This is a genomic window from Mesorhizobium sp. CAU 1732 (genome assembly GCF_039888675.1).
In the GTDB taxonomy this organism is placed as follows: domain Bacteria; phylum Pseudomonadota; class Alphaproteobacteria; order Rhizobiales; family Rhizobiaceae; genus Aerobium.
The window spans coordinates 139,193-160,444 of the sequence record NZ_JBDQQR010000001.1 but is presented as its reverse complement, the minus strand read 5'-3'; the positions used below and the strand labels follow the sequence as shown (position 1 = coordinate 160,444).

At 63.1% G+C, this 21,252-nt stretch carries 29 protein-coding genes; 16 read left to right on the top strand and 13 right to left on the bottom strand.

The window, feature by feature from the left end; all coding sequences use genetic code 11:
• Nucleotides 1–3: 3 nt before the first annotated feature.
• Genes AAFN55_RS00860 through AAFN55_RS00795 form a run of 14 tightly spaced genes read left to right on the top strand, consistent with a single transcriptional unit; the run spans nucleotide 4 to nucleotide 9,001 of the window.
• Nucleotides 4–483, top strand: coding sequence for a phage baseplate assembly protein (locus AAFN55_RS00860; protein ID WP_347796998.1), 480 nt, complete (start codon nucleotides 4–6; stop codon nucleotides 481–483).
• Nucleotides 480–1,010, top strand: a complete 531-nt coding sequence (locus AAFN55_RS00855) for a phage GP46 family protein (protein WP_347796997.1) — start codon at nucleotides 480–482, stop codon at nucleotides 1,008–1,010. Before AAFN55_RS00860 ends, AAFN55_RS00855 begins: the two co-directional genes overlap by 4 nt.
• Nucleotides 985–2,079 (top strand): baseplate J/gp47 family protein, encoded by a 1,095-nt coding sequence (locus AAFN55_RS00850; protein ID WP_347796996.1) that lies wholly within the window; start codon nucleotides 985–987, stop codon nucleotides 2,077–2,079. Before AAFN55_RS00855 ends, AAFN55_RS00850 begins: the two co-directional genes overlap by 26 nt.
• 7 nt (nucleotides 2,080–2,086) lie before the next feature.
• Nucleotides 2,087–2,917 carry a putative phage tail protein gene (locus AAFN55_RS00845; protein WP_347796995.1) on the top strand — a complete coding sequence of 277 codons (831 nt, stop codon included), beginning with the start codon at nucleotides 2,087–2,089 and terminating at the stop codon, nucleotides 2,915–2,917.
• A gap of 20 nt (nucleotides 2,918–2,937) precedes the next feature.
• Nucleotides 2,938–3,885 carry a hypothetical protein gene (locus AAFN55_RS00840; protein WP_347796994.1) on the top strand — a complete coding sequence of 316 codons (948 nt, stop codon included), beginning with the start codon at nucleotides 2,938–2,940 and terminating at the stop codon, nucleotides 3,883–3,885.
• Complete coding sequence (locus tag AAFN55_RS00835) at nucleotides 3,885–4,901, top strand: hypothetical protein (protein ID WP_347796993.1); 1,017 nt, start codon at nucleotides 3,885–3,887, stop codon at nucleotides 4,899–4,901. The genes AAFN55_RS00840 and AAFN55_RS00835 overlap by 1 nt, the downstream gene beginning before the upstream one ends.
• Complete coding sequence (locus AAFN55_RS00830) at nucleotides 4,901–5,302, top strand: hypothetical protein (protein WP_347796992.1); 402 nt, start codon at nucleotides 4,901–4,903, stop codon at nucleotides 5,300–5,302. Before AAFN55_RS00835 ends, AAFN55_RS00830 begins: the two co-directional genes overlap by 1 nt.
• Nucleotides 5,303–5,322: 20 nt before the next feature.
• Nucleotides 5,323–5,547: a hypothetical protein gene (locus AAFN55_RS00825; protein ID WP_347796991.1), complete on the top strand. Its 225-nt coding sequence runs from the start codon at nucleotides 5,323–5,325 to the stop codon at nucleotides 5,545–5,547.
• Entirely contained in the window at nucleotides 5,534–6,010 is a 477-nt protein-coding gene (locus AAFN55_RS00820; RefSeq protein WP_347796990.1) for a lysozyme, read from the top strand. Before AAFN55_RS00825 ends, AAFN55_RS00820 begins: the two co-directional genes overlap by 14 nt.
• Nucleotides 6,007–6,456: a hypothetical protein gene (locus tag AAFN55_RS00815; protein ID WP_347796989.1), complete on the top strand. Its 450-nt coding sequence runs from the start codon at nucleotides 6,007–6,009 to the stop codon at nucleotides 6,454–6,456. The genes AAFN55_RS00820 and AAFN55_RS00815 overlap by 4 nt, the downstream gene beginning before the upstream one ends.
• The gene (locus AAFN55_RS00810) at nucleotides 6,419–6,685 is read left to right on the top strand and encodes a hypothetical protein (protein ID WP_347796988.1); all 267 of its coding nucleotides are present in this window, start codon (nucleotides 6,419–6,421) and stop codon (nucleotides 6,683–6,685) included. The genes AAFN55_RS00815 and AAFN55_RS00810 overlap by 38 nt, the downstream gene beginning before the upstream one ends.
• A gap of 2 nt (nucleotides 6,686–6,687) precedes the next feature.
• Entirely contained in the window at nucleotides 6,688–7,194 is a 507-nt protein-coding gene (locus AAFN55_RS00805) for a hypothetical protein (RefSeq protein ID WP_347796987.1), read from the top strand.
• Nucleotides 7,191–8,570: a metallophosphoesterase gene (locus AAFN55_RS00800; RefSeq protein WP_347796986.1), complete on the top strand. Its 1,380-nt coding sequence runs from the start codon at nucleotides 7,191–7,193 to the stop codon at nucleotides 8,568–8,570. Before AAFN55_RS00805 ends, AAFN55_RS00800 begins: the two co-directional genes overlap by 4 nt.
• Complete coding sequence (locus AAFN55_RS00795) at nucleotides 8,567–9,001, top strand: dATP/dGTP diphosphohydrolase domain-containing protein (RefSeq protein ID WP_347796985.1); 435 nt, start codon at nucleotides 8,567–8,569, stop codon at nucleotides 8,999–9,001. Before AAFN55_RS00800 ends, AAFN55_RS00795 begins: the two co-directional genes overlap by 4 nt.
• Here the strand turns inward: AAFN55_RS00795 and AAFN55_RS00790 are convergent.
• The 8 genes from AAFN55_RS00790 to AAFN55_RS00755 all read right to left on the bottom strand — a co-directional run bounded on the left by AAFN55_RS00790 (nucleotide 8,979) and on the right by AAFN55_RS00755 (nucleotide 13,834).
• Entirely contained in the window at nucleotides 8,979–9,833 is an 855-nt protein-coding gene (locus tag AAFN55_RS00790) for a hypothetical protein (protein ID WP_347796984.1), read from the bottom strand. The two genes, AAFN55_RS00795 and AAFN55_RS00790, sit on opposite strands and share 23 nt — an antisense overlap.
• Nucleotides 9,834–9,871: 38 nt before the next feature.
• Nucleotides 9,872–10,180, bottom strand: a complete 309-nt coding sequence (locus tag AAFN55_RS00785) for a HigA family addiction module antitoxin (protein WP_347796983.1) — start codon at nucleotides 10,178–10,180, stop codon at nucleotides 9,872–9,874.
• Between the two features lie 11 nt (nucleotides 10,181–10,191).
• Nucleotides 10,192–10,467 (bottom strand): type II toxin-antitoxin system RelE/ParE family toxin, encoded by a 276-nt coding sequence (locus AAFN55_RS00780; protein ID WP_347796982.1) that lies wholly within the window; start codon nucleotides 10,465–10,467, stop codon nucleotides 10,192–10,194.
• A 99-nt stretch (nucleotides 10,468–10,566) separates the two neighbouring features.
• Complete coding sequence (locus tag AAFN55_RS00775; protein WP_347796981.1) at nucleotides 10,567–10,842, bottom strand: hypothetical protein; 276 nt, start codon at nucleotides 10,840–10,842, stop codon at nucleotides 10,567–10,569.
• 68 nt (nucleotides 10,843–10,910) lie between these two features.
• Nucleotides 10,911–11,303 (bottom strand): thermonuclease family protein, encoded by a 393-nt coding sequence (locus tag AAFN55_RS00770; protein ID WP_347796980.1) that lies wholly within the window; start codon nucleotides 11,301–11,303, stop codon nucleotides 10,911–10,913.
• Between the two features lie 412 nt (nucleotides 11,304–11,715).
• Nucleotides 11,716–12,087 (bottom strand): hypothetical protein, encoded by a 372-nt coding sequence (locus tag AAFN55_RS00765; protein ID WP_347796979.1) that lies wholly within the window; start codon nucleotides 12,085–12,087, stop codon nucleotides 11,716–11,718.
• Between the two features lie 138 nt (nucleotides 12,088–12,225).
• A complete protein-coding gene (locus tag AAFN55_RS00760) occupies nucleotides 12,226–12,618 on the bottom strand; it encodes a hypothetical protein (RefSeq protein ID WP_347796978.1) in 393 nt (130 codons plus the stop codon).
• Nucleotides 12,619–12,865: 247 nt separating this feature from the next.
• Nucleotides 12,866–13,834 carry an AraC family transcriptional regulator gene (locus AAFN55_RS00755; RefSeq protein WP_347796977.1) on the bottom strand — a complete coding sequence of 323 codons (969 nt, stop codon included), beginning with the start codon at nucleotides 13,832–13,834 and terminating at the stop codon, nucleotides 12,866–12,868.
• Nucleotides 13,835–14,068: 234 nt separating this feature from the next.
• On the opposite strand from AAFN55_RS00755, the gene AAFN55_RS00750 reads away from it, so the two are divergent.
• A complete protein-coding gene (locus AAFN55_RS00750; RefSeq protein WP_347796976.1) occupies nucleotides 14,069–15,709 on the top strand; it encodes an alkaline phosphatase family protein in 1,641 nt (546 codons plus the stop codon).
• A 68-nt stretch (nucleotides 15,710–15,777) separates the two neighbouring features.
• Here AAFN55_RS00750 and AAFN55_RS00745 read toward each other — a convergent pair whose 3' ends face one another.
• From AAFN55_RS00745 to coxB, 3 genes are read right to left on the bottom strand one after another with little or no spacing between them, the layout of a single operon-like run.
• A complete protein-coding gene (locus AAFN55_RS00745; RefSeq protein WP_347796975.1) occupies nucleotides 15,778–16,137 on the bottom strand; it encodes a hypothetical protein in 360 nt (119 codons plus the stop codon).
• Entirely contained in the window at nucleotides 16,134–18,659 is a 2,526-nt protein-coding gene (gene ctaD / locus AAFN55_RS00740) for a cytochrome c oxidase subunit I (RefSeq protein ID WP_347796974.1), read from the bottom strand. Before ctaD ends, AAFN55_RS00745 begins: the two co-directional genes overlap by 4 nt.
• The gene (gene coxB, locus AAFN55_RS00735) at nucleotides 18,656–19,333 is read right to left on the bottom strand and encodes a cytochrome c oxidase subunit II (protein WP_347796973.1); all 678 of its coding nucleotides are present in this window, start codon (nucleotides 19,331–19,333) and stop codon (nucleotides 18,656–18,658) included. The genes ctaD and coxB overlap by 4 nt, the downstream gene beginning before the upstream one ends.
• A 102-nt stretch (nucleotides 19,334–19,435) precedes the next feature.
• Here coxB and AAFN55_RS00730 point away from each other — a divergent pair, with 102 nt between their 5' ends.
• Nucleotides 19,436–19,936 (top strand): DUF2231 domain-containing protein, encoded by a 501-nt coding sequence (locus AAFN55_RS00730; protein WP_347796972.1) that lies wholly within the window; start codon nucleotides 19,436–19,438, stop codon nucleotides 19,934–19,936.
• Here the strand turns inward: AAFN55_RS00730 and AAFN55_RS00725 are convergent.
• Entirely contained in the window at nucleotides 19,917–20,411 is a 495-nt protein-coding gene (locus AAFN55_RS00725; protein ID WP_347796971.1) for a CopD family protein, read from the bottom strand. The two genes, AAFN55_RS00730 and AAFN55_RS00725, sit on opposite strands and share 20 nt — an antisense overlap.
• Nucleotides 20,411–21,175, bottom strand: coding sequence for a cytochrome c oxidase assembly protein (locus tag AAFN55_RS00720; protein WP_347796970.1), 765 nt, complete (start codon nucleotides 21,173–21,175; stop codon nucleotides 20,411–20,413). The genes AAFN55_RS00725 and AAFN55_RS00720 overlap by 1 nt, the downstream gene beginning before the upstream one ends.
• Nucleotides 21,176–21,252: the final 77 nt, after the last annotated feature.

The window sequence follows — 21,252 nt, the reverse complement described above, 5'->3', positions numbered from 1 at the left end:
CGCATGGCCGACGGGCATCTGACGCGCATGCTGCTCGACGGCACGGTGTCGCATCGCGGCGGGCAACAATTCGTCAACGGCAAGGGCTTTGCCGGCGACGGCTTCGAAGAGGTTCATCGCATCGAGCCTCACGGTTTCGCGAGCCATCCGGTGAAGGGCGGCATCGCCGCCATTCTTTCGGCCCGGAATAATCGCGATTCCGCCTATGCGTTCGGCGGTGAAAACCCCGAACTGCGGCCCGACCTGCCGAGCGGCGGGACCGCAATCTATGATCATGCAGGCAACATCGTCTCGATCGTCGCGGCCGACATCCGCATCGTCCATTCCGCGAAGGTCCATATCATCGCGCCGGAGATCGTCCTTGAAGGACAGGTCAAGCTCGGTGGCCCTGATGCTGATCGCCCGGCCTCGGCAAGCGGTACGGTCGATACCGGCGGGTTTGTGGATACGTCGAACCCGGCAACCATGGTGCTGATGAAATGAAGATCATCCCGCTTGGGGACGACGTCGAGCCGCTACTCGATCCTGACCTTGTGTGGAACGGCATCGTTGGCGACCTGGCGGTGACGAGCCTCGCTGACCCGGTCAATCCCGGTGGGCTGCGATCTGGCCAGGCTCTCGCCACCGCGGTCCTGATCTGCCTGATGACCGACCGCCGCGTCGAGCAGACGGAATTGCGCGACGGCGACGTCAATCGCGGTTGGCCGGGCGACAGTTTTGATCTCGCAAACGGTGATGTGGCGCTCGGGTCCAAACTCTGGCTGTTGCGGCGCCGCGCGATCGAGCCGGGGCTGGAGGTGATCGCCGAGGACTACGCCCGAGAGGCGTTGCAAACCCTGATCGACCAAGGCGCGGTTGCTCGCTTTGATGTGGTTGCCGTCGCGGATCGGCCGGCGGCGCGGCTCGATCTTCATGTGTCGGCATTCGCCGTCGACGGCTCACGCACTTTCGACCGCCGTTTCGCGGTCCTATGGGAACAGATCGATGGCATTTCCGATCCGCTCGCTTGACGATCTCTCGCGCCTCGTGCGGGGTTCGGTCCGGCAATATCTTCCCGGCACCGATGCCAGCCTCAAACAGAACGTCCTGACCGTTATCGCGAAGGTCGTCGCGCTGCTCGCTCACGAATACGAGTTGCGGCTTGCTTGGATTTTCCGCCAGCTTTTCCTGTCGACCGCGACGAGCATGCCGATGGTTCGCATGCATGCCGCGGAATTCGGCGTCCTGCAAAAGCCGTCCTCGCCGGCATCCGGGCTGGTCGTGGGAACGGCGGCGCCGCATGAAGCCTATCCCGCAGGGGTTCGGTTTCTGTCGGGTGCCTCGACGTTCGTTACCTCCGATCCGTTCACTGCGAACGCCATTGGCGAATTCGAAGCGAAGGTCGTGGCAGAGCGGTCCGGGCTGGACACGAACCGCGATGCGGGCGCCGAACTCCTGCTTGCCGACGCCGTGCTTTATCCGGCCATGTCCGACCGTGTCGTGGTCGGCATCGGCGGGCTTGGCGGTGGCGCGGACGTCGAGACGATCGAGCAACTGCGCACGCGTGCCCTGAAACGGAAGTCCGCCCCTGCGCAGGGCGGGTCGCTCGTCGACTATGAAGGATGGGCGCTTGAGGTTCCGGGCGTCGTTAAGGCATGGGCGGCGAACTTCTCGAATGGTTTCGGAACCGTGGGCTGCTGGATACTGGTCGAAGGGCGCGCATACGGGATACCGACGCCGGCAGACCTCGATCTCGTCGATGCACATATCGTCGACAAGAGGCTCGTGCGAGCGCGGTTCTACGCGGCCGCGCCTGTTGCGGTCCCTGTCGACCTCTCCATTCGGCTGTCGCCTGATACGGCCGCAAATCGTGCGGCCGTGACGGCAAGCCTGGCAACTCTCTTCGATGCGACCAAGCCTGCCGGTGCGCGCGTCCGGCCGGGGCTTCCCGACGATCCCTTCCTCCTGTTGAGATCGTGGATATCGGAGGTGATCTCGACGACCGAGGGCGAAGACGGTCACTCGCTGGTCGAGCCGGCCTTCGACCTCACGTTCGATCCCGGTGAGTTGCCGGTCCTCGGCGACATCACATGGTTGTGAGGCATTCATGTCCGTTTGGTACGTCAATGCCGATTGGCCGGCTTTTCTGGCTCCCGATCTTGGCGAGGTCTTTTTCGTCTCGCCGGATGCGCGCGCTGCGCCTGGCCTGATCGAGACACGGGACATTCTGTCGGAACCCGACGTCGAGATGCTTCTGCAGGGTGGCCTCGCGTTGTGGCCACGCGGGTCGGCATGGGGAACGCCGGACGGTGAAGCGCCGTCCGTCACTTCCAAGATAGCAGGGCTGACGCGCGTTTTGCTTGCGCCCTTCGCGATGCTCTATGCCTCGGCGTGGAAACTCACGCTGGAGTCGCGGTCCGCGACGCTTGTCGACAGCCTCGACGAATGGGAACGCGATTACGGGCTCCCCGACCCTTGCGTGACGGAGCCGCAGACAATCACGCAGCGACGCGACAGCCTCGCGGCGCGGGTACAATCGCTTGCCACGATCACGCCTGCGGACGTCGTTCGGATGGCTGCTCGCGTGGGTTACATCATCGCCCTTGAAGAACCGGAAGCGTTTCTTGTCGGTGAAAGCCATTGCCTCGGCATTGGCGAGTTGAGCGACGCTGCGCTTGAACAGCAATGGGTTGTTCATGTCTTCGATGCGCCGGCCAGCCAATTCGAGGCCGGTATCGGTGATGCAGGCGTTACGCGGCTACTCGACTTCGACCACGGGGTGCTCGAATGCGCCATCCGGCGCATTGCGCCGGCGTGGACGGCCGTCGTTTTCTCCTACGCTTCGCTGCTTGCGGGCAACATTCTCGCCACCGAAAGCGGCGATCTCTTCGTGACGGAAACGGGGTTGCTCCTCGTCATGCCCGTCGCGGTCGACTGACATTCAACGGAGTTTCTGACATGCGCTACACCGCACCTCCCGGCGGCGATCTCGACGCGCCGTATATCGACGGCAATCGCAATGCGGGCATCAAGGGGTCGGTCGTCCCTGCGGCCGCTGTCGAGCATCCGCAGCGCGAACTTGACCATCTCATTGCCTTTTCCGGACAGACTCCGGATCGGACCGACCTTGAGCAGGTTCGCAAGGCGATCGAGAGCCTGATCTCCGCTGCGACCGGCGGCGGCGACACCTCCAAATTTCTGCTCGTCAGCCAGGCTCGCGCTCGCCTGCCTATTTTTCCTGAAATCCTGTCGGCGGACGGTCGGATGAACGTCACGTCGCCGGCGGCGGGAACGGTCCTCGTGCCGCCGACGGTCGCTTTTCAGCATCGCGGCATCTTCCCGATGTCGACCAGCGACTATAGCGAAGCACAGCGAAGCTTCGCGACCGTCGCGAACAAGACGTATCATCTGCGCTGGACGCTTGCCGACGGCTTCGTGCTGCGCGACCTGGCGAATGCCGGATACAATCCCGCCGTCGCCGCCGAGACGAACGAGCGGTTCGATTCCAGCTATGACGACATGCTGATCGCGCGCGTCACGACCAACGGGTCGAATGTGGCGACGATCACCAATCTGGCGAACCGCAACGCCTTGGCGTTCATGCAGCTGATTCACGGAACTGACGTCAAGCTTGGCAGCCAGAACGGTGCAAACTTCCTCGTCTCGCACGCATTCAATTGGGCGCGGACACCGAAAACCGTCTCGCTCGCGGCATCGCGCGTGGTGTCGGCCGAGGGCGGATATGACGCTGATATCGGCATCATGCCGGTCGGCGTTGATCGCAACAGCGCGCTTGCGCTTGCAAGCCATCCGGCGGCGATGCCGATCAATCGGTATCAACTCAACGGCGTTTATCTGCACGACATGGCTGCGGCCGTGACGCTGCTTTTTAGTGCGGGTGGCTAATGGCGAACACGATCACCATCGACGGGCTGAACCCGTCGCCATTGCCGTCTCGCCTGCATCGCCTGCCTGTGATGAAAGACGGCGTATCGCATCGGCTCGATGTCGACGCGCTGCTAAAGCTGGCGCTCTCGACCGACGTCACGATCGCCAACGCGGCGATGTTGCTTTTGCCGACGACCACCCTTCAGGCCGTCCTCGACGCGATCGACGATCACCTGATCGATCTGTGGAGCAATGCATCGGACGATGCTGCTGCGATCGTGGCGATTAACACTGCTTTGGCAAACCGTCTGCGCTTCGATGTTGCGCAGACGATCGACGCTGCCGGGCAGCTTCGCGCGCGCCAGAATATCGGAGCGGTCGGCGGGCGGTTTGTCGCCCCGGTGATCTTCACGGCGTCCGGCACCTACACGCTGCGTTCTTCGGTCGCTGCGATCGACGTTCTTTGCATCGGCGGCGGTGGCGGTGGCGGCGGTGCCGTTGCAACAAGCGCGGGCTTGTCGTCCGGCGGTTCGGGCGGTGGGGGCGGTTCTTCTGCTAGGAAGTTTTTCCGGCGGGCCGATCTTTCGTCAGGCCCCTACAGCATGATCGTCGGCGCAGGGGGTGCAGGGGGCGCCGGCGTTTCCGGAGAAAAAGGCGCTGTCGGTGGCGAGACGCGATTCAGCACATTGGTTCGCGCAGGCGGTGGTGATGGCGGGACATCCGGTGCCGATTCCAACAATTCCGTTCGGTCGGGCGGAGCGGGAGGCGTCGCGACCCTTGGCGACATCCTCGTCCGGGGCGCGCCCGGTGGACCGGGGTTTTGCCAAGGCTCACTTGGCCTCGGGGGCAATGGCGGTGCCTCGATCATCGGAGATGGCGGCGCAGGTATAACAGCCAGCGGTGGCGGCCAGAGTGGCGGTCAAGGTCTGTCCGGGGGTGGTGGTGCCGGCGCTTCCAATTCGGGCGGATCGGCCCCGGTGCGGACGGGCGGCAATGGAGGCGCGGGCCTCATCATCATATGGGAGTACGAATGATGCGCTCCGCAATTGTTGAAAACGGCGTGGTCACAAACGTCATCATCGGCCAGGTCGATGATTCCATCACCTGTGGTGACGACGTGGCGATCGGCTGGACCTATGACGACGGTGCGTTCTCGCCACCGCCGCCGCCCGAGCCGGAGCCGGAACCGCTGCCGCCGCTTTCGCCGCGACAGATGGGCATGATGCTTGTGTTCCTCGATATGAATGAAACGGATGTCGAGGATGCGATCGTCGCCACGACGATCGAAGGACAAGAGCGCGACGTCGCGCTCGTCGAATGGCGTAAGGCTGCGCACTACGACCGCGACCATCCGCTCGTCGACCAGCTAGCGGCGGCTATGGACTTCGCTCCGGCCGAACTCGACGACCTCTGGCGCTACGCCTCGACGCTCTAGCGTCATCTCTGGACAAACCCATGAAGCCCGTTCCCGATTGGCGGCGGGTGCTTCGCCGCGCGTGGAGCGTCCGCCTCATGATCCTTGCCGCCCTGCTTTCGGGCGTCGAGGTCGTCCTCCCCTTCCTCGGCGACCGGCTTCCGGTTTCCGCCGGCGTCTTCGCGGCGCTGTCGGGGATCGCGACGGCCGGCGCATTCGCGGCGCGCTTCGTCGCGCAGAAAGGTATCACCGATGTCGAAGATTAAGACCGCCGCCGGCGCATTGACCGCGCTTGGCATTCTCGCTGCCGCCTTCGTCGGCGGGTGGGAAGGCAAGCGCAATGCCGCCTATCAGGACATCGTCGGCGTCTGGACCGTCTGTTATGGCGAGACGCGCGGCGTAAAGCGGGGCGACCGCTACACGGATGCCGAATGCACCGCCATGCTTGGCCAAGGGCTCGCGGAATTCGAGACCGGCATGCGCAAGTGCCTGAAGGCGCCGGATGCCATTCCCGGCAAGTCCTACGCGATGTTCCTGTCGCTCTCCTACAATATCGGAACCGGCGCATTCTGCCGCTCGACCGTGGCCCGTCGCGCCAACGCCGGCGACATCGTCGGCGCGTGCAATGCCATCCCCTTGTGGAACAAAGCCGGCGGCCGGGTCGTCAAGGGTCTCGTCAACCGCCGCGCGGCCGAGCAGCGCATTTGCCTTGAGGGTGCGCGCGGATGATCGCCGGCGCTTTCCTCTCACGCGCCGCGCTCTCGCGGCCGGGCCTCGTCGCTCTGACCGCGCTCGTACTGGTCGCCTTTTATGAGGGGGCGCCGATCGCGCCGCTCGACCGCGTTCCGCTGCTTGGTCCTGTCCTCGCGGTCGTAACAAGCGGGCGCGTCGAACGCGCGAGCGCGGCCGCCGCTCGCGAGGCGCGGCAGGGCTATGTCCGTGAGGCCGAAAAATCGGCAGCCGAGGCGGCACTTGCCGAGACCAGACGGCAGTTGCGGGTCGCGACCGATGCCCGCGAGCGCTTCGCCACTGCGCTCGCACAGACCCGCGCCGCAACGTCTGCGCGGCTTGAAACCCTTGAAGCGGAGATCTCCGATTATGAAACGCGGTTGGCTTTGCAAGGCCGTATCTGTCGCCTTGATCGGGGCGATATCGACTGGCTGCGCATCGATTGATGCAGCGCGCCTTGCCGGGGCATCGCAGGGGGTAAGCGACGCCGGTCTGACGATCGGCGTTCTGCCGGATGACTGCCGAACGATCGAGCCTCACGCCGCACTCGTCGATGGAGCCGAAATCCGGTCCGTTCTCAAGCGCGAACGTGCGGCCCTCGATCGCGCCAATGCCCGCGTGACGCGGTGCGCGGACTATCACGACGACCTTGTCGAGCATCTGGATCGGACCTGACCTTGCGAAATCTCGCCAATTTACGGGCCACGCGTTCCCGCGCCAGCCAGGTCGTCGCGCTCGTGATTTCCGCGATCGTCCTGCTCTTCGTCGTCATGCTGTTGCCTGCGATGGCCCAATCGCCCCATGGCGTGCGCTTCGACATGACAGTCAATATCGCCGCCCTGATCGCCTTTGGCGGCATCGCTGCCGGTGGCATTGCCGCATGGGTGACGGTCCGCATGCGGCTGGCCGCGACGGAACTGGCTGTCGTCGACCTGAAAACCAAAAAGGCGGCTCTTGAAGCAACCATCGAGGTCTATGCGAAGCGGATCGAGGAAGTGCGCGCGAAGAGCGCGCACGAACTTTCCGAATTCAAGCTTGCGGTCGCCAAGGAATACGCGACGAACAACGCCATCGGGCAGATCGAGGAACGCCTGATCGGCGCGATCGATCGCCTAGGCGACCGTCTCGACAATCACTTTTCAAGCCGCGCCGCGCCGCGCGCCGGTGGAGCCACTAGGAAATGAACGAACCGAAACCAACCAAGCCCGGCGTCGGCATTTCCGACGACGTCCTGCGCGCCTTCGCGGATCGCATCAAGACCGCGATCGAGGCGGGATATGCCCGACCGGGAACCAATCCCGGCGCAGGCCAGACGACCGCACTGCGCGTCGCGGCAAAAGAACTCGGCCTGACGAAAAATCAGGCGGATGGACGGTTGCGCACCATCCGTGCGAAAGGCTTCGATGCGGTCTGGCATGACGTCGCGCCGGCCGCCGAGGCTTCCGCGACGGTGACCGCTCCCGAACCGCCGAAGGTCGAGGACAGGGTCCGCGAGCGCCGACTCGAGCGCGAGGTCGCCGCGCTGAAAGTCGAGCGCAAGGACATGCTCGATCGCATCATCGCGGCGGAGGATTTGCGCGCGACCGTTTTCGAACTCGCGCGGGCGATCGAGGCCCCGGCCGTGATCCGTCCGATGCCTGGCGATGGTCGCGGCGGCCGCCGATCGGTCATCCTGCACATTTCGGACGTGCATGCCGGCGAGGCCGTCGATCTTTATGAGATGGACGGGCTCAACGCCTACAGCCTCGATATCTGCCGTGCGCGGATGGAACGACTTTTCCAAAAGACGGCGTCGCTTCTGACCGACCATTGGAAAGGCGACCCGGTCGAGGACCTGATCGTCTGTCTTGGCGGCGACATGATCGACAACAATTTGCGCGAGGAAAGCCGCCGTGGCGGCGCCGCGCCGGTCGTGCCGTCGATCAAGGCAGTGTCAGAGACCGTCGCAGGCGGGCTGGCCTTCCTGCGCTCGACGGTCGGAATGCCGATCCGTGTCTACACGTCGCCCGGCAATCACGGCCGCCTGACGCCAAAGCCGCATTCGTCCGAAGGCAACATCGACAACCTCGACATGATTGTGTCGTGGGGTATCGAGAAGATGCTCGCCGGCGATCCGGGCGTGCAGTTCTATTATACCGGCTCGGGTGAAGCGCTGTTCAACGTCTATGGCTGGAAATTCCTCCTGCAACATGGGCACGAGGGCGCGTCCGGAACCGGCGGACTCTATGGGGCTGTCTACAAGCAGGTCAGGGGCATGTACCGCGCGCATCAGTCCTACGCCCGGCGCGGTCGCGGCTTTCATTTCGTTTTGCAGGGGCATGACCATACGTCGAGCAAGATACCGTTCGGTTTCGCCAATGGCTCGGTCGTCGGCTACAATCCCTACGCGATGCGCAAGCTGAAAGCCGACCCGTCGCCGGCCTCCCAAAACCTGCTCATTGTCGAGGAAAAGCTCGGCGTCATCGCGTATCAGGAATTGTTCCTTGGCACGCCTGACGAAGGCAGCCTCTATGAACCGCCGGCGATCGATATGGCGGGCGTCGCGGAGGTTGCGGCGTGAGCGAAGCGATGCCGCCGAACCCGAAACAGATTTTCGGAGATCGCAAGCCGCCTCTCGGAAACCTGCCGCTGACGGCCATGCTTGCCTGGCTGTCGGCGCACTATGACGGCGGGCTCAAATACGGGCTTTTCAACTGGCGCACCTGCCCTGTCGAGGCGATGACGTATGTTCATGCTGCCGAACGGCATCTGCGTCTTTGGTCCGCCGGCGAGGAACTGACACGCGACACGCGGATCGCCAACCTCGGCGCAGTGATGGCGTGCTGCGCGATCCTGATCGACGCGGAAGCGCATGGCACGCTCATCGACGACCGCATCAAGAGCGCCGTCGATGCGGATGCGCTGCATGCGGCGGAGGCGTGGGTGGCTGCATTGCAAGCGATGCAGGCAGGGCGGGAGAAGGGCGCCGTTACTTCACATCAGGGACCGTAGTCAGGGTTGGTGGTGGCAAATTGCTTGTGTCTAATAAAAGGGGATTTGTCGTTGTTGGTGCAGCGTCAGGCAAATAGGCCAGCATTGCGCCGATCACACTTCTAGCAATTCCGACTGTACCAAAAGCCTCTTCGACGGTCAGCACGACCTCGGGGTGGATTATCGGGTTGCGGTGAAGGCGCCCTATTTGCTTCAGCGATTCATAAATTCTCTCGTCGCCAATGTTTTGGCTATCCATGTGACTGGCAAAGACACCAATGGTTTGGGGTTTGGGACGTGGCTTCCCCATGCTTGCCGCATCCCAATATCGCTTCAGAACGCTTTCCATGATTCTGAAGGTGTGGAAACCGCATGCAGTGCCCATCTCATAAGCGAGGGCTCTACCAACCTCGCGCGCGTCTGCGAGGGTTTCAGGGGCTTTTGTAATCATTTCCGGAGGGAAGAGACCGACTCCGTCGCTGACTAAGAGAACAGGATCAAAGCTGCCTTTTTGGGTAACTAAGAAAATCGGAATGGTGGCTAACTCTGACCGGAATATTTTTACGAAATTGTCGACAGCAACGCCAATCTCGAATTTCGCGAAGTCTGTTATGTCGTTTGTCAGGGGCTGTTGCAGAACCCGGTCTATCGCCGCCTTAAGCGCTTCCCCGCTTTCTCGTGATGATCGCAAATATGACTTGTAGATGCTGTCGTTATACAGCGATGAAACTCTATCTTTTGCCTTGAAAAGCATGAAGTGGGCCATCATTTTTTCGGACGGAAGTGTCTCGCTCCGAATTTTGTTAACGGTGTCGATGACATCTAACACCCACGGTATGCTTATCAGTTGCATTGACGCCTTCCCGGGGAAATTCTACCCAAAAATTATTACTACGCGGCCTTGATCGTGGGTATGGCGCTCACGTCGATCTCACGCGCGGCATGCCAGGCGTCGTGCGACGCCTGAAGCCGCAGCCAGAGACCGGGACCGTTGCCGAGCAGCTTGCCAAGGCGGGCGGCCGTGTCCGGCGTGACCGGCTTGCGGCCCGCTAGGATCGCGTGAAACTGCTGGCGCGAGATACCGAGCAGGGCGGCAAGCTCGCTCTTGCTCTTGCCGATCTCCGGCAGCATGTCGTCGATGACGTCGCCGGGATGCGGCGGGCAACGGTCGGGATCAGCGATGGCGGTAAATTCGGTCATGGCTCAAACTCCTAATGGTATTGCTCGAAATCGACGCGGTAGGCATTGCCGCCCTCGAATTCGAATGTGATGCACCACGGGCCGTTTACGTGGACAGTGTAGCGGGTTGGATTGAAGCCGTGCAAGCCGTGGAAATCGTAGCCCGGCAGGTCGATATCGGCCACGACCCCCGCCTCGTTGATGGCGGCAAGACGAATGAGAATGCGCTTGTGCATCCGGGCATCGATCTTGCTGCGGCCGTTTGACCAGAGATCGGCGAGGGCTTTGTTTTTGAACGACTTGATCATGTCCACACTGTAATCGTTTTGATTACAGTGTCAACAGATAGATTACAGTTCACCGAAATTTCCCTACGCCCGATCGGCTGCGGCGGGCATGACGGGCTGCTATCTTCGCGCCTTTTTCGGCGGCAACTTCAGGTCAAGGCGATCATAGTGCTGCCCGTACATCCGCACGACCGCGTTGGCGCGGCCGGTGCAATCGAAACAGGGCGTATCGCAGGGCTCTTTTCGCCGGCAGATTGCGCGTGTGACTTCATCGCGTCTCGGCTTCGCATCGGCCGTGCGGAGTTTCAGCGAAATGATGTAGGCGGTTTCGCATGTGAGCGTGACGGTTGCCGATCTCTGGGCTCGATATTCGAGCAAGTTCGCCAGTTCGTCCAAGGTGTTCCATCTGTGCATGCGAATCCCGTCACGATGTCAAAGTTCCGCCGCACGTCAGGACGTTATTCCTAATTCTTCCTGTTCGTCAAGCTGTCGCACCATGGTTCGCGGCGGCCTCCCCACGGTCTGGCGAGACCTTCCTCGACCAGAACCGCGCCCACGTCGCGGCCGCCAACGCTGATCGTCGCCAGTGTTCGCCCATAGCGATCCTTTATGCGCCCCGTGTCGGGATCGCCCCGCAAGACGACGACTTCTCCGCTATCCATCAAACCTATGACGCGGCGCTTGGCGACCAGCCCGAGCCGCCGCTCCGCGTCGCACTTCGCGTGCCGAATTTCCGGCGCGTCGATATTGGCGATCCGAATGCGTTCGCTATCGATCTCTATCGTGTCCCCGTCGATCGTCTGTATCGCAGGGCCGGCGCTGCCTATGATGGTCGCGGCAATGAGGACGAAATACACGGAAAGCCCCTCCGAGTTTTGATGCTGTCATTGCACCGAAATTCAGGATTGAAGCAAGCGTATTGTTCGCAATATGTTCCACGTCACATCAACGCCAACGTGGCCTTGCCGCCCATTCGGGAGCGGGCAACAAATCGGGTAACAACCGATCTCCATACTCGTTGTAATCATTAGGCTTTTTTCTTGTTTGTGATCGCCAACGCGCCTCTCCTGGGCACCACTCTTCTCGAGTGACACCTGCCATCGATTGTTCAAAACTTGGAACGACGCTCAAGGGCGGGCGTCTGTGTCGGTGAATCCGCGGTTTTGTGGGCGATCTCGATCGCCGTGCATCCTTACGGACGTGGCGATCTATCTCTTTGTTTGAGCATCGGAATAGTCCGAAACCGGATTCCACTTTCGGCCCGGTGCCCTAGACCGTGGACAGGCAGGTCATGACCGTGCCTTTGGTGTTCGCGATGCCGATCGTCGCCTCTTGTCCCTCGCCAAGAACATTGCCCGCGGCATCGAGCAGCTCCGAAATCGGACCCGAGCCGAAGGTCATGTGCATGCCTTCGATCGCATAGGTTCCGGCTCCGTTGTGCGGCGCTTCCGGATCTGCCGCGAAGTCCGGCCCCTTTGCCGCTATGAGCTGATACATGCCGTGCCCGTCCAGAAGCAGCGTCGCCATCGGCCGCATGTCCGTGGCATGGCAGCGGAAGATGCCGACGGGCGGCTGGTTCGCCGCGGCTTCCAGCGATGTCAGCGCCAGAACGGCAATCGATACGCGAATGGTTCGTTTCATGCTTCGTCTCCCGTGAATGATTGTCGGCTTGGCCTGCGGCAGGGCGGTCTGGGGAACGGCGGCGGCAATCGTGTCACCGTTCCCCATCGCCATGGCCGGCGATTTGCCCCCGACCGGCCACGCGCAGACAACCGCCCGTCAGCGGTCGTCTGGTCTCACCCCCGACGGTGTCCCGTCGGGATTCATGCCATATCGGCGATAGAGGGCCTGCGTATCGCGCTCGAGCTGTGCGTCCATGCGCGCATCAGCGCTTCTCATCCACGCATTGCGTGCAGCCCGTCCCGCGGGCATCATGGCCATGCTGGCCAGACCCGTCGGGTCGAAGGCAGCAGCCATGCCGATTGCGCTCTGGGCCGTTCCGAACGCAGCCGCTTCCGCGCTCAGCTCCTTTTCGAGCCGCCGCGTATCGTCGGAGAAGATTTCGTTGTCGAAGTCGGACTCCGTGCTCTGGCAGCCGGCAAGCGCCAGAACCGCACCCGCAAACACGAGTTCAGTCCAGCCAATCCGGCGAGCACCGAGATTCGAATTCATCCCACCTGCCTTCGTTGCCATGCTCGGGCGACCAGTCGCACGTCCCACGGACATGAGAGCGCTTCCGGTGAAAACAGGGTCACCTTCATGCTCTATCTCATTGGTTTCACGCAATTCGGGACCGAAAACCGCCTCGCGCTTCCGTGCAGTTCCTCTAGAAAAAATGGATGCCGCCTGGCAACGCCGGTGACCGGCGCTCATAGCGCTTGCCGGCGCGCATAATCGCGAATGATGACGGATATGCCGTTCAGTCGTTGTCGAGGGCGGCGCGGCGATAGCGTCCGGGCGAAACCCCGAAGCGCCGTCGGAAGGCAGTGACAAAATTGGTCGTTTGCCCATAGCCGATCGACCATGCGAGCTGCTTGAGCGGCATGTGCAACCCGTCTTCGAGCATGCCGCGCGCGGCGTCCATCCGGGCATCCCTCAGATAGTCGAAGACAGTCGTTCCGAAGAGGGCGCGAAACCCGGCATTGAGCCGGCGCGGTGTCATGTTGACCGAGGCGGCGAGGTCTTCGAGGCAGGGTGGCTCGCGCAAATCCTGCAGCAACCGGTCGCGCGCTTCGCGCAGGCGCGTCAGTTCGCGACCCCGCGGAACGTCCTCGCACGAACTTTCGTCGGACAGGACATCAAACTGGTGGGCTAGGAATTCAAGCGCCTTCGACTGGCGATAGAGTCCGGTCATCGTTCCGGAATAGGTGGGGCGGAGCAATTCCTGCATCGTCTGGCGCAAGCTCGATGACAGCGGTTTTGCCTGCGCATGATCGCGGGTCCTGCCTTGCAATGCAGACGTCGCCAGCCTCGGGATCGGAGCATCGCGCGAGAGAAGATCAAGGGCATCCTCCTCCAGCCGCAGCGCGACACACGACCACCCCCTCTCGGTGGAAACGTCGTACGAGACCGCGCGATCGATCGGCGTGAGCGAGAACGCACGCCCTCCATCGCGCCAGTCGTGAGCATCGCATCCGTCCATTTCCAGCGTGCCCCGGCCACCCATTAGGCAGCCGAGAATGACGCGCCCGCCCTGTTTCGGGGGCTCCTTGGACATGCGGAAGCTGCCGCGCCCCCGCGCATCGACGCGGTAGAGCGAGACGCCGCTCATCACCGGCGTTTCTTCCATGAACGCAGTCATGGCGCCGCTCGCGAAGTCGATCCGCTCGCGTCGCTCGAAATCATGAATGACGGCGCACCCGCCGCTGTCGAAAAGCCAGTTCTGCATGATAGGTTGCCCCGCCCGGCACATTTGTATTGCCGTGTTGCATGCCGAACCGCGTACTGATCAGACCGAGACGGTCATCGCGCGCAACAATCTTCTCTTACACTTGAAACGACCTCACACGCAAGAACTGTACTTGCCTGCATTCGAGAGGCCGTCATGGCGACATGGGGGCGACCTATAGACCGGACAGCAACCTGATTCCCCTTTGCCTTCGGATGCTCTAAGCCAAAGGGCATGCAGAAGAACATCCTCTTCATCATGTACGACCAATTGCGCTTCGACTATCTGTCCTGCGCGGGTCATCCGCATCTGAAGACACCGAACATGGACAGGCTGGCGGCCAAGGGCGTGCGTTTCAGTCGTGCCTATGTACAGTCTCCCGTCTGCGGCTCGTCGCGGATGAGTTTCTACACCGGCCGCTACGTCCATTCACATGGCGCGACGCGCAACGGCGTGCCTCTCAAGGTGGGCGAAATGACGCTCGGCGATCATTTGCGGGCCGTCGGCATGGATGCGGTTCTTATCGGCAAGACGCATATGCGCGTGGATGCGGACGGCATGGAACGTCTCGGGCTGGCACGCGATACGATCATCGGTGCACGCGTCGCCGAATGCGGCTTCGACGTCTTCACCCGCGACGACGGACTTTGGGGTCGCGGGCCGGCCGGCTATTACGATGACGGTCCCCAACCCTACAATGACTATCTGAAGGCGAAGGGCTATCCGGGCGCGAACCCGTGGCACGATTTCGCCAACGCCGCCGTCGATGACGAGGGCGAAATGGCGTCCGGCTGGTTCATGGAGAATGCCGACAAGCCGGCAAACATCGCCGAGGAGGATTCCGAGACGCCATGGCTGACGCGTGAGGCCGAGGCGTTCATTGCCGGCGATCACGCGCGCCCATGGCTTTGCCATCTGTCCTACATCAAGCCGCACTGGCCCTATATCGTGCCCGAGCCCTATCACGCGATGTACGGGCCGGAACATGTCGTGCCAGCGGTGCGCGCACAAAGCGAGCGGCAGGATCCGCACCCGGTCTACAAGGCCTTCATGGACGGGCTGGTCGGTCGCAATTTCTCGCGCGACGATGTGCGTGAAAAAGTGATCCCGGCCTATATGGGCCTCATCAAGCAGTGCGACGACCAGCTTGGCCGGCTGCTCGATTTCCTGGAACGTGAAGGCCGGATGGCGGACACGATGATCGTCGTGACATCCGACCATGGCGACTATCTCGGCGATCACTGGATGGGCGAGAAGGATCTTTTCCATGAGCCTTCGGTCAAGGTGCCGCTGATCGTCTACGATCCGTCCCCCGACGCCGACGCGACGCGTGGGACCGTCTGCGATGCGCTGGTGGAATCGCTCGACCTTGCCGCCACCTTCATCGATTTCACCGGCGGCGCGATTCCAGCGCACATCGTGGAAGGGCGATCGCTCATGCCGTTCCTGCATGGAGCGACGCCGGTCGACTGGCGCGATTTCGTCGTCTCGGAATACGATTACTCGGCCACGCCGATCGCGACCGCATTGGGCAGGAAGCCACGCGAGGCACGTCTGATCATGGTCGCGGATACGCGCTGGAAGATGATGCACGCGGAAGGCTTCCGGCCCATGCTGTTCGACATGGAAGCCGATCCGCAGGAATTGCGCGATCTCGGCGACGACCCGGATTACGAAGCCATCGTCCGCATGATGTATGAGCGCCTGAGCCGCTGGGCGCGACGGATGGCGCAACGGACGACGCGCACGGATGCCCAGATGGAAGGCGGCGGCGGTTCGGGCGCCAAGGGTATCCTGCTCGGTGTCTTCGAGCCGGGCGAAGTGCCGGCCGAGGAGACGGCGTATTATCGCGGGAAGCCCGGCCGGCAGGATTAGAGCAATTCCTGCGAGGATTGGGCCACTCCGCCGGTGGACGGTAGCCCGCTCCGGCGGACGCAAAACCGTCAGTAGCAGGACGTCAGCGCGAAGATCCCCGCAAAGGTGAACGCCGTTGCGGCCACTGCCGCGACGGCTGTACCGTAGGCGGCGTGGCGGAGAAACTGCGCGGGGTGGTCGTCACCACGCGACGTCGATGCCGGCCGCAAGGCACGTGCGAGCCACAGGCCCGCGCCAAGATGAACGAGGAAGATCACGATGAGCTGGACGCGCTGCAGCGTCAGCCCTCCCGCCAGATCGATCCTGTCCCAACCATAGGCGCACCCGACGCTCAGCATGGCATAGAGCGCCACGAAGGCCACCGACCAGACGATGAACCCGGCTGCCAGAAGAACAAGCTGGCGCCCCTGAACTGTCACCTCGCTCATGGCTGGATCTCCGGAACGCCAGCAAGGATCGCCATCAGCGATGTGCCGACGAGGGCTATGATGCCGACAATTGCGGTATAGTCGTGCCAGAGCTTTCCGATCCGCAGATCGAGGCTGCGTCGCGCCGAGAGATAGCCGGCTTTCAAGCGCCACAGCCCGTAAACTGCGAAGATCGTTCCCACAGCCGTATGAAGTGCCGCATAGGCCAGAATGACGAAGACGGTCGCATGGTGCGCATGGCCGGTCGGCTCTACGACCTGCGCGGCCATCACCACCAGCAGGATCGTGGCAGTGGTCTGCCCGGCTGCACATGCGGCCAGCCAGGCGGCAGGCGATGAGCCCGCCACCAGGACCGAGGCTGCGCGGCGACCGCCGAGGCCTGCGACCAGCAATGCGACCGCGCAAGGCACGGCCAGCGCCAGCCCGGGGCCGGCGGCGATGGCAGGCGGCCAGCCCGGCGCGACCAGCCACAGGAACAGCGACCCGAAGATGAGCGAGGCGAACAGGGTGGCATTGGCTGCCAGCGTGAACACCATCGCCCACCAGGACGGCGCCTGGTCTGCCTCCCAATGGGGCGGCGCGCTTTCGCCCCCGCCGATCGCAAGCGGCCCGGTATCTTCGCGCGCGCCGGTGGTCCGCGTCCACGAGATGAGAATGACGACGGTCACCGCCAGCATGATGAGAGCCAGCCAGTACGTCTTGAACAGGAGCCCCAGCACGAAGCCGCCTGTTGCCAAGCCGCTCCACAAGGGAAGAAATGTCGGCTTCGGCAGGACGATCACCTGCTCGGGACGCCCGGTCGTCATGTCGACGCCCAGCGTTTCCTGCCAGCCATTGCGCATGAAGCCGAGATAGCCTTCGCCCCGCGCAAGGCTGGGCGCAAGCGCATCGGGATCGAGCCGGTCGGCGCGGTCCTCGATCGTCGGGAGAGATGCGAATGCATAGGACGCGGGCGGCGTCGGCATCGCCCACTCCAGCGTTCGCGCACCCCACGGGTTGCGGCGGAACGCCTTGCCGAAACGGACCTGGACGATCAGATCCAGCACGAAAAGCGCGAAGCCGATGGTCATCACGAAACTGCCGACCGACGACAGGAGGTTCAACCAGTCCCACCCCGCTTCGGCGGGATAGGTGGCGACGCGGCGCGGCATGCCGAGCAGGCCGGTCAGGTGCATCAGGAAGAAGGTGAGGTGAAAACCGGAGAAGATCAGCCAGAAGGCCGGCACCGACAGGCGGTGATCGGAGACCCGTCCGGTGAAGTGCGGCAACCAGTAGTGGGCAGCTGCCATCATCGGAAACACGAAGCCCCCGACCAGCACGTAGTGGAGATGCGCCACCACGAAATGCGTGTCGTGCGCCTGCCAGTTGAACGGCACCATCGCGAGCATCACCCCGGTCAGGCCGCCCAGCACGAAGACGACGAAGAAGCCCAGCAGATAGAGCATCGGCACGTCGAGACGCGGCCGCCCCTGCGCCATCGTCGCGATCCAGGCGAATATCTGCACCGCGGTCGGGATCGCCACCAACCCGCTCGCCGCCGAGAAGAACGCGATCGCCAGATGCGGAATGCCCACGGTGAACATGTGGTGCACCCACAGCCCGAAGGACAGGAACGCCATCGCGATCACGGCCACCACGATCGATCGGTAGCCGACGAGTTCGTGACGCGAGAAGGTGGGGATCATCATCGAGATCGCGCCGGCCGCCGGCAGGAAGATGATGTAGACTTCCGGATGACCGAACAGCCAGAACAGATGCTGCCACAGGAGCGAATCGCCGCCCCGCGTCGGATCGAAGAAGGGCAGGTCGAAGGCGCGTTCGAGCTCCAGCAGAATCGAGCCGAGGATCAGCGGCGGGAAACCGAACAGCATCATGAAGGCGGTGATCAGCAGATACCAGGCCATGATCGGCATCCGGTTCAGCGACATTCCGGGCGCCCGCATCTTCAAAACTGAGACGATGATCTCCACCGCGGCGGCCATGGCCGAAATCTCGACGAAGGTGATGCCGAGAAGCCAGACATCGGCATTGATGCCGGGCGAATAGGTCGAGGACGACAGCGGCGTGTACATGAACCAGCCGCCATTCGGCGCGACGCCGGCCAGCATCGCGCCGATCAGGATCGAGCCGCCGAAGACATAGCACCAGAAGCCGTAGGCGGTGAGGCGCGGAAACGCCATGTCGCGCGCGCCCAGCAGCTTGGGCAGCAGGTAGATCGCAAAGCCCTCGAACATCGGGATCGCGAACAGGAACATCATCACCGTGCCATGCATGGTGAAGATCTGGCCGTAGACCTCCGGCCCGACGAACGCCGTGTTCGACGTCGCGATCTGCACCCTGATGAGCATCGCCAGCAAACCGCCGATGGCGAAGAACACGAAGGCCGCGATCATGAAGCGCTTGCCGAGGATCGAGTGGTTTATCGCCGAAAGACGGCCCCATCCACCCGGCGTGTCCCACGCGGAAGACAGCGCCTTGTGAAGCTCGATCGGTGAAGACGCGCGCTCGGGTTCCTGGCTCATCGCGCACTCTCTTCCGCAATCGCGGCGGCGAGCCGCGCTTCGTAGTCGGCCTCTTCATGCGCTTCGACCGTGAACCGCATCACGGCGTGCCCCTCGCCGCAATATTCCGCACAGACCCCGCCATAGACGCCGGGGCGATCGGCGCGCAGCCGCACGATATTCTCGCGGCCGGGTATCGCATCGATCTTTCCGCCCAGGCGCGGAATCCAGAAAGCGTGGATGACGTCGCCGCTCGTCACCACGAAGTCGATGTCCTGTCCCGCCGGAATGTGAAGCCGGTTTCTGGTTTCCGAGCCGTCCGTCCCGGGATAGCGGAACGTCCATATCCAGCGTTCTGCGATGGCTTCTATGCGCATGGGAGCAGGGTCGCGCGGCGTCGCCAGCATGCGCTCGCCGAGCGCGAATGCGGCCACCACGAGCGCGGTCAGGACGATTCCGGGAAAGACGAGCCCGCCCCAGACCATGATCGTTTTCGGGCCGGCGGCGCGAAGCGGGCCGGGACGCGCATAGGCGAGAACCAGCATGGCCGAGACCAGCGCAAAAATCACCGCGCTGCCTGCGAGCATGATCCACCACAGCATTGCCGCGCCGCGGGCGGACGGCCCCTCCGGCTGAAGCGTCGAAAGCGGCCCGGCGCAGGCCGACAGCGCCAGCGCGGAGCCGAGGGCCGCCATCGTCTGAAAGACCTTGCGACGGCGCGGCATAGACGCGAAAGTCGCACGCGGACGGAACCATGCCGGCGCTCGGGCACTTGATGCCGGCAAAGGGGAATTTGCATGAACGAGACACGCGACCGCGGCAATCCGGTTATCGAAGAGGTGGTCGAGGAGACCGTTTCGTCCGCTGTCGCCGTTGCGGGACACCCGCTGCACGCTATGAGCGTCCATTTCCCGATCGCGCTCGTGATCGCGACGCTCGGGGTCGATGTCTTCTACTGGTGGACGGGCGATCCGTTCTGGGTGCGCGTCGGTCTGTGGTCCGCCGGTTTCGCCTTCGCGGCCGGCGTCGGTGCGGGCCTCGTGGGAACCGCGGAACTCCTGCTCGTCCATGGCATCCGCATTCGCGTGGCAAGTTGGACGCATGCCGTCGCCGCGATAATGCTGATCTCGATCGCCGGCACAAACTGGGGCCTGCGGCTGTCCGACGACAGCCTGGTGCTGCCGCACGGCCTCATGCTGTCGATCCTCGCGACGATCTTCACGGGGCTGGCGGGCTGGCATGGCGGCAAGCTCGTCTTCGATCACGGCATCGGCCTCATCATTTCCGAAAAGGATTGAGATCGAGAACGATCCGGCTGAGCGCGCCCGGCTCCGACATCGCATCCGGCAACAGGTTTGGCACGTCCGGCTTTGCAAGCACGATCGTCAGCACCATCGCCACGACAAGCACCGTGGCAGCGGTGACGGCGATGAAGCGCCACACCGGGTAGAGGTTTCCCTTCTCGAACAGCTTGATGATCACCAGTCCCGTCAGGATATGGATCACGACCATCGCGCCCACGAAGACGAGCTTCACCGAAAACCATGGCACCCACGCCTCGCGCGGGAAGATCAGTGCCGTGCCCGACCCGACCGCGATGAAGGCCGCAGGCGACACGATTGCCACATAGAGGAACCGCACCATGCCCTGCAGGCGATGAAGGGACTCGTCGTCGGGAACATGCGTGCGCTGCACATAGAGGCCCGGCAGACAGATCAGCCCGGCGCTCCAGATGGAAATCGTAGCCACGTGGAGAAGCTTGATCCACAGCATCAGCGCGCAGCCCGTGCCGCGCCGGTCGCATCGTCGGTGCGGTCGAACCGCCGGGCAACAAGCAGCAGCGCCGCGAGGAGATAGGGAAGTGCTGCCGGAACCCACATGACGAGGCCTGCGAGCTGCTGGTCTGCCACCGGTGTCAGGCCGTAGGGCAGCGTGGTGGTGAGATGGAGTTCGTAGAGCGGGCGGTCGGCGAATGTGAGCAACGCGCCGAGCATGCCCATCTGAACGATCGTCGCCAGATATGCGAACAGCGCGCTGCCCATGGCAAGGCCAGGAGCAAGCAGGCGTCGCCACATGAGAACCGCGCTTCCCAGAAGGCTGAGCTGCATCGCCCAGTAGGCAAACGCGCCCGAAACCCCGACCGCGTAGAGCGCGGGCGCATGCCAGAGCCAGACGATAGCTGTATGCGCGACCACCAGCCAGGCAAGCGGAATGCGCCGTGTCGCACTTCTCTCACGCTCCGGAAATGCCAGCGCAAGCATGGGCGCGACGATGGCGATGAGCACGACGTGGTGTGCGACGCGCGCCGAGAACAGCGCTGTCGTCAGCGCGCAGAGCGGCGAGAGGAAGAGCACGAGGATCAACACGATGGCCGACGCCAGCGGCACGCCACCGCCCCGATCCTGGCGGAGAAAATGTGTGACGGCGAGTGCCGCACAAAGCGCAATCGCGACGACGTCAAAATTCCATGCGTAAAGCAGCGCTTCTGGTGCGGGTGCTGGCCCGCAATATGGGGTCGGCGTTGCCGTCGGTTCCATTCCTCAGCCTCTCCGCGCACAAGACTATCCCAAACGAAGGCAGCGATCCATCCGCGGCCAGGCTGGAATTGCGCCGC

Bases quoted from the DNA above. Each gene is read 5' to 3' on its own strand.
- AAFN55_RS00860 (WP_347796998.1), top strand. From the start codon at position 4: ATGGCCGACGGGCATCTGACGCGCATGCTGCTCGACGGCACGGTGTCG.
- AAFN55_RS00855 (WP_347796997.1), top strand. From the start codon at position 480: ATGAAGATCATCCCGCTTGGGGACGACGTCGAGCCGCTACTCGATCCT.
- AAFN55_RS00850 (WP_347796996.1), top strand. From the start codon at position 985: ATGGCATTTCCGATCCGCTCGCTTGACGATCTCTCGCGCCTCGTGCGG.
- AAFN55_RS00845 (WP_347796995.1), top strand. From the start codon at position 2,087: ATGTCCGTTTGGTACGTCAATGCCGATTGGCCGGCTTTTCTGGCTCCC.
- AAFN55_RS00840 (WP_347796994.1), top strand. From the start codon at position 2,938: ATGCGCTACACCGCACCTCCCGGCGGCGATCTCGACGCGCCGTATATC.
- AAFN55_RS00835 (WP_347796993.1), top strand. From the start codon at position 3,885: ATGGCGAACACGATCACCATCGACGGGCTGAACCCGTCGCCATTGCCG.
- AAFN55_RS00830 (WP_347796992.1), top strand. From the start codon at position 4,901: ATGCGCTCCGCAATTGTTGAAAACGGCGTGGTCACAAACGTCATCATC.
- AAFN55_RS00825 (WP_347796991.1), top strand. From the start codon at position 5,323: ATGAAGCCCGTTCCCGATTGGCGGCGGGTGCTTCGCCGCGCGTGGAGC.
- AAFN55_RS00820 (WP_347796990.1), top strand. From the start codon at position 5,534: ATGTCGAAGATTAAGACCGCCGCCGGCGCATTGACCGCGCTTGGCATT.
- AAFN55_RS00815 (WP_347796989.1), top strand. From the start codon at position 6,007: ATGATCGCCGGCGCTTTCCTCTCACGCGCCGCGCTCTCGCGGCCGGGC.
- AAFN55_RS00800 (WP_347796986.1), top strand. From the start codon at position 7,191: ATGAACGAACCGAAACCAACCAAGCCCGGCGTCGGCATTTCCGACGAC.
- AAFN55_RS00790 (WP_347796984.1), bottom strand. From the start codon at position 9,833: ATGCAACTGATAAGCATACCGTGGGTGTTAGATGTCATCGACACCGTT.
- AAFN55_RS00785 (WP_347796983.1), bottom strand. From the start codon at position 10,180: ATGACCGAATTTACCGCCATCGCTGATCCCGACCGTTGCCCGCCGCAT.
- AAFN55_RS00780 (WP_347796982.1), bottom strand. From the start codon at position 10,467: ATGATCAAGTCGTTCAAAAACAAAGCCCTCGCCGATCTCTGGTCAAAC.
- AAFN55_RS00765 (WP_347796979.1), bottom strand. From the start codon at position 12,087: ATGAAACGAACCATTCGCGTATCGATTGCCGTTCTGGCGCTGACATCG.
- AAFN55_RS00760 (WP_347796978.1), bottom strand. From the start codon at position 12,618: ATGAATTCGAATCTCGGTGCTCGCCGGATTGGCTGGACTGAACTCGTG.
- AAFN55_RS00755 (WP_347796977.1), bottom strand. From the start codon at position 13,834: ATGCAGAACTGGCTTTTCGACAGCGGCGGGTGCGCCGTCATTCATGAT.
- AAFN55_RS00750 (WP_347796976.1), top strand. From the start codon at position 14,069: ATGCAGAAGAACATCCTCTTCATCATGTACGACCAATTGCGCTTCGAC.
- AAFN55_RS00745 (WP_347796975.1), bottom strand. From the start codon at position 16,137: ATGAGCGAGGTGACAGTTCAGGGGCGCCAGCTTGTTCTTCTGGCAGCC.
- ctaD (WP_347796974.1), bottom strand. From the start codon at position 18,659: ATGAGCCAGGAACCCGAGCGCGCGTCTTCACCGATCGAGCTTCACAAG.
- coxB (WP_347796973.1), bottom strand. From the start codon at position 19,333: ATGGCGGCCCTCGGCTCCGCGCTGGCGCTGTCGGCCTGCGCCGGGCCG.
- AAFN55_RS00730 (WP_347796972.1), top strand. From the start codon at position 19,436: ATGAACGAGACACGCGACCGCGGCAATCCGGTTATCGAAGAGGTGGTC.
- AAFN55_RS00725 (WP_347796971.1), bottom strand. From the start codon at position 20,411: ATGCTGTGGATCAAGCTTCTCCACGTGGCTACGATTTCCATCTGGAGC.
- AAFN55_RS00720 (WP_347796970.1), bottom strand. From the start codon at position 21,175: ATGGAACCGACGGCAACGCCGACCCCATATTGCGGGCCAGCACCCGCA.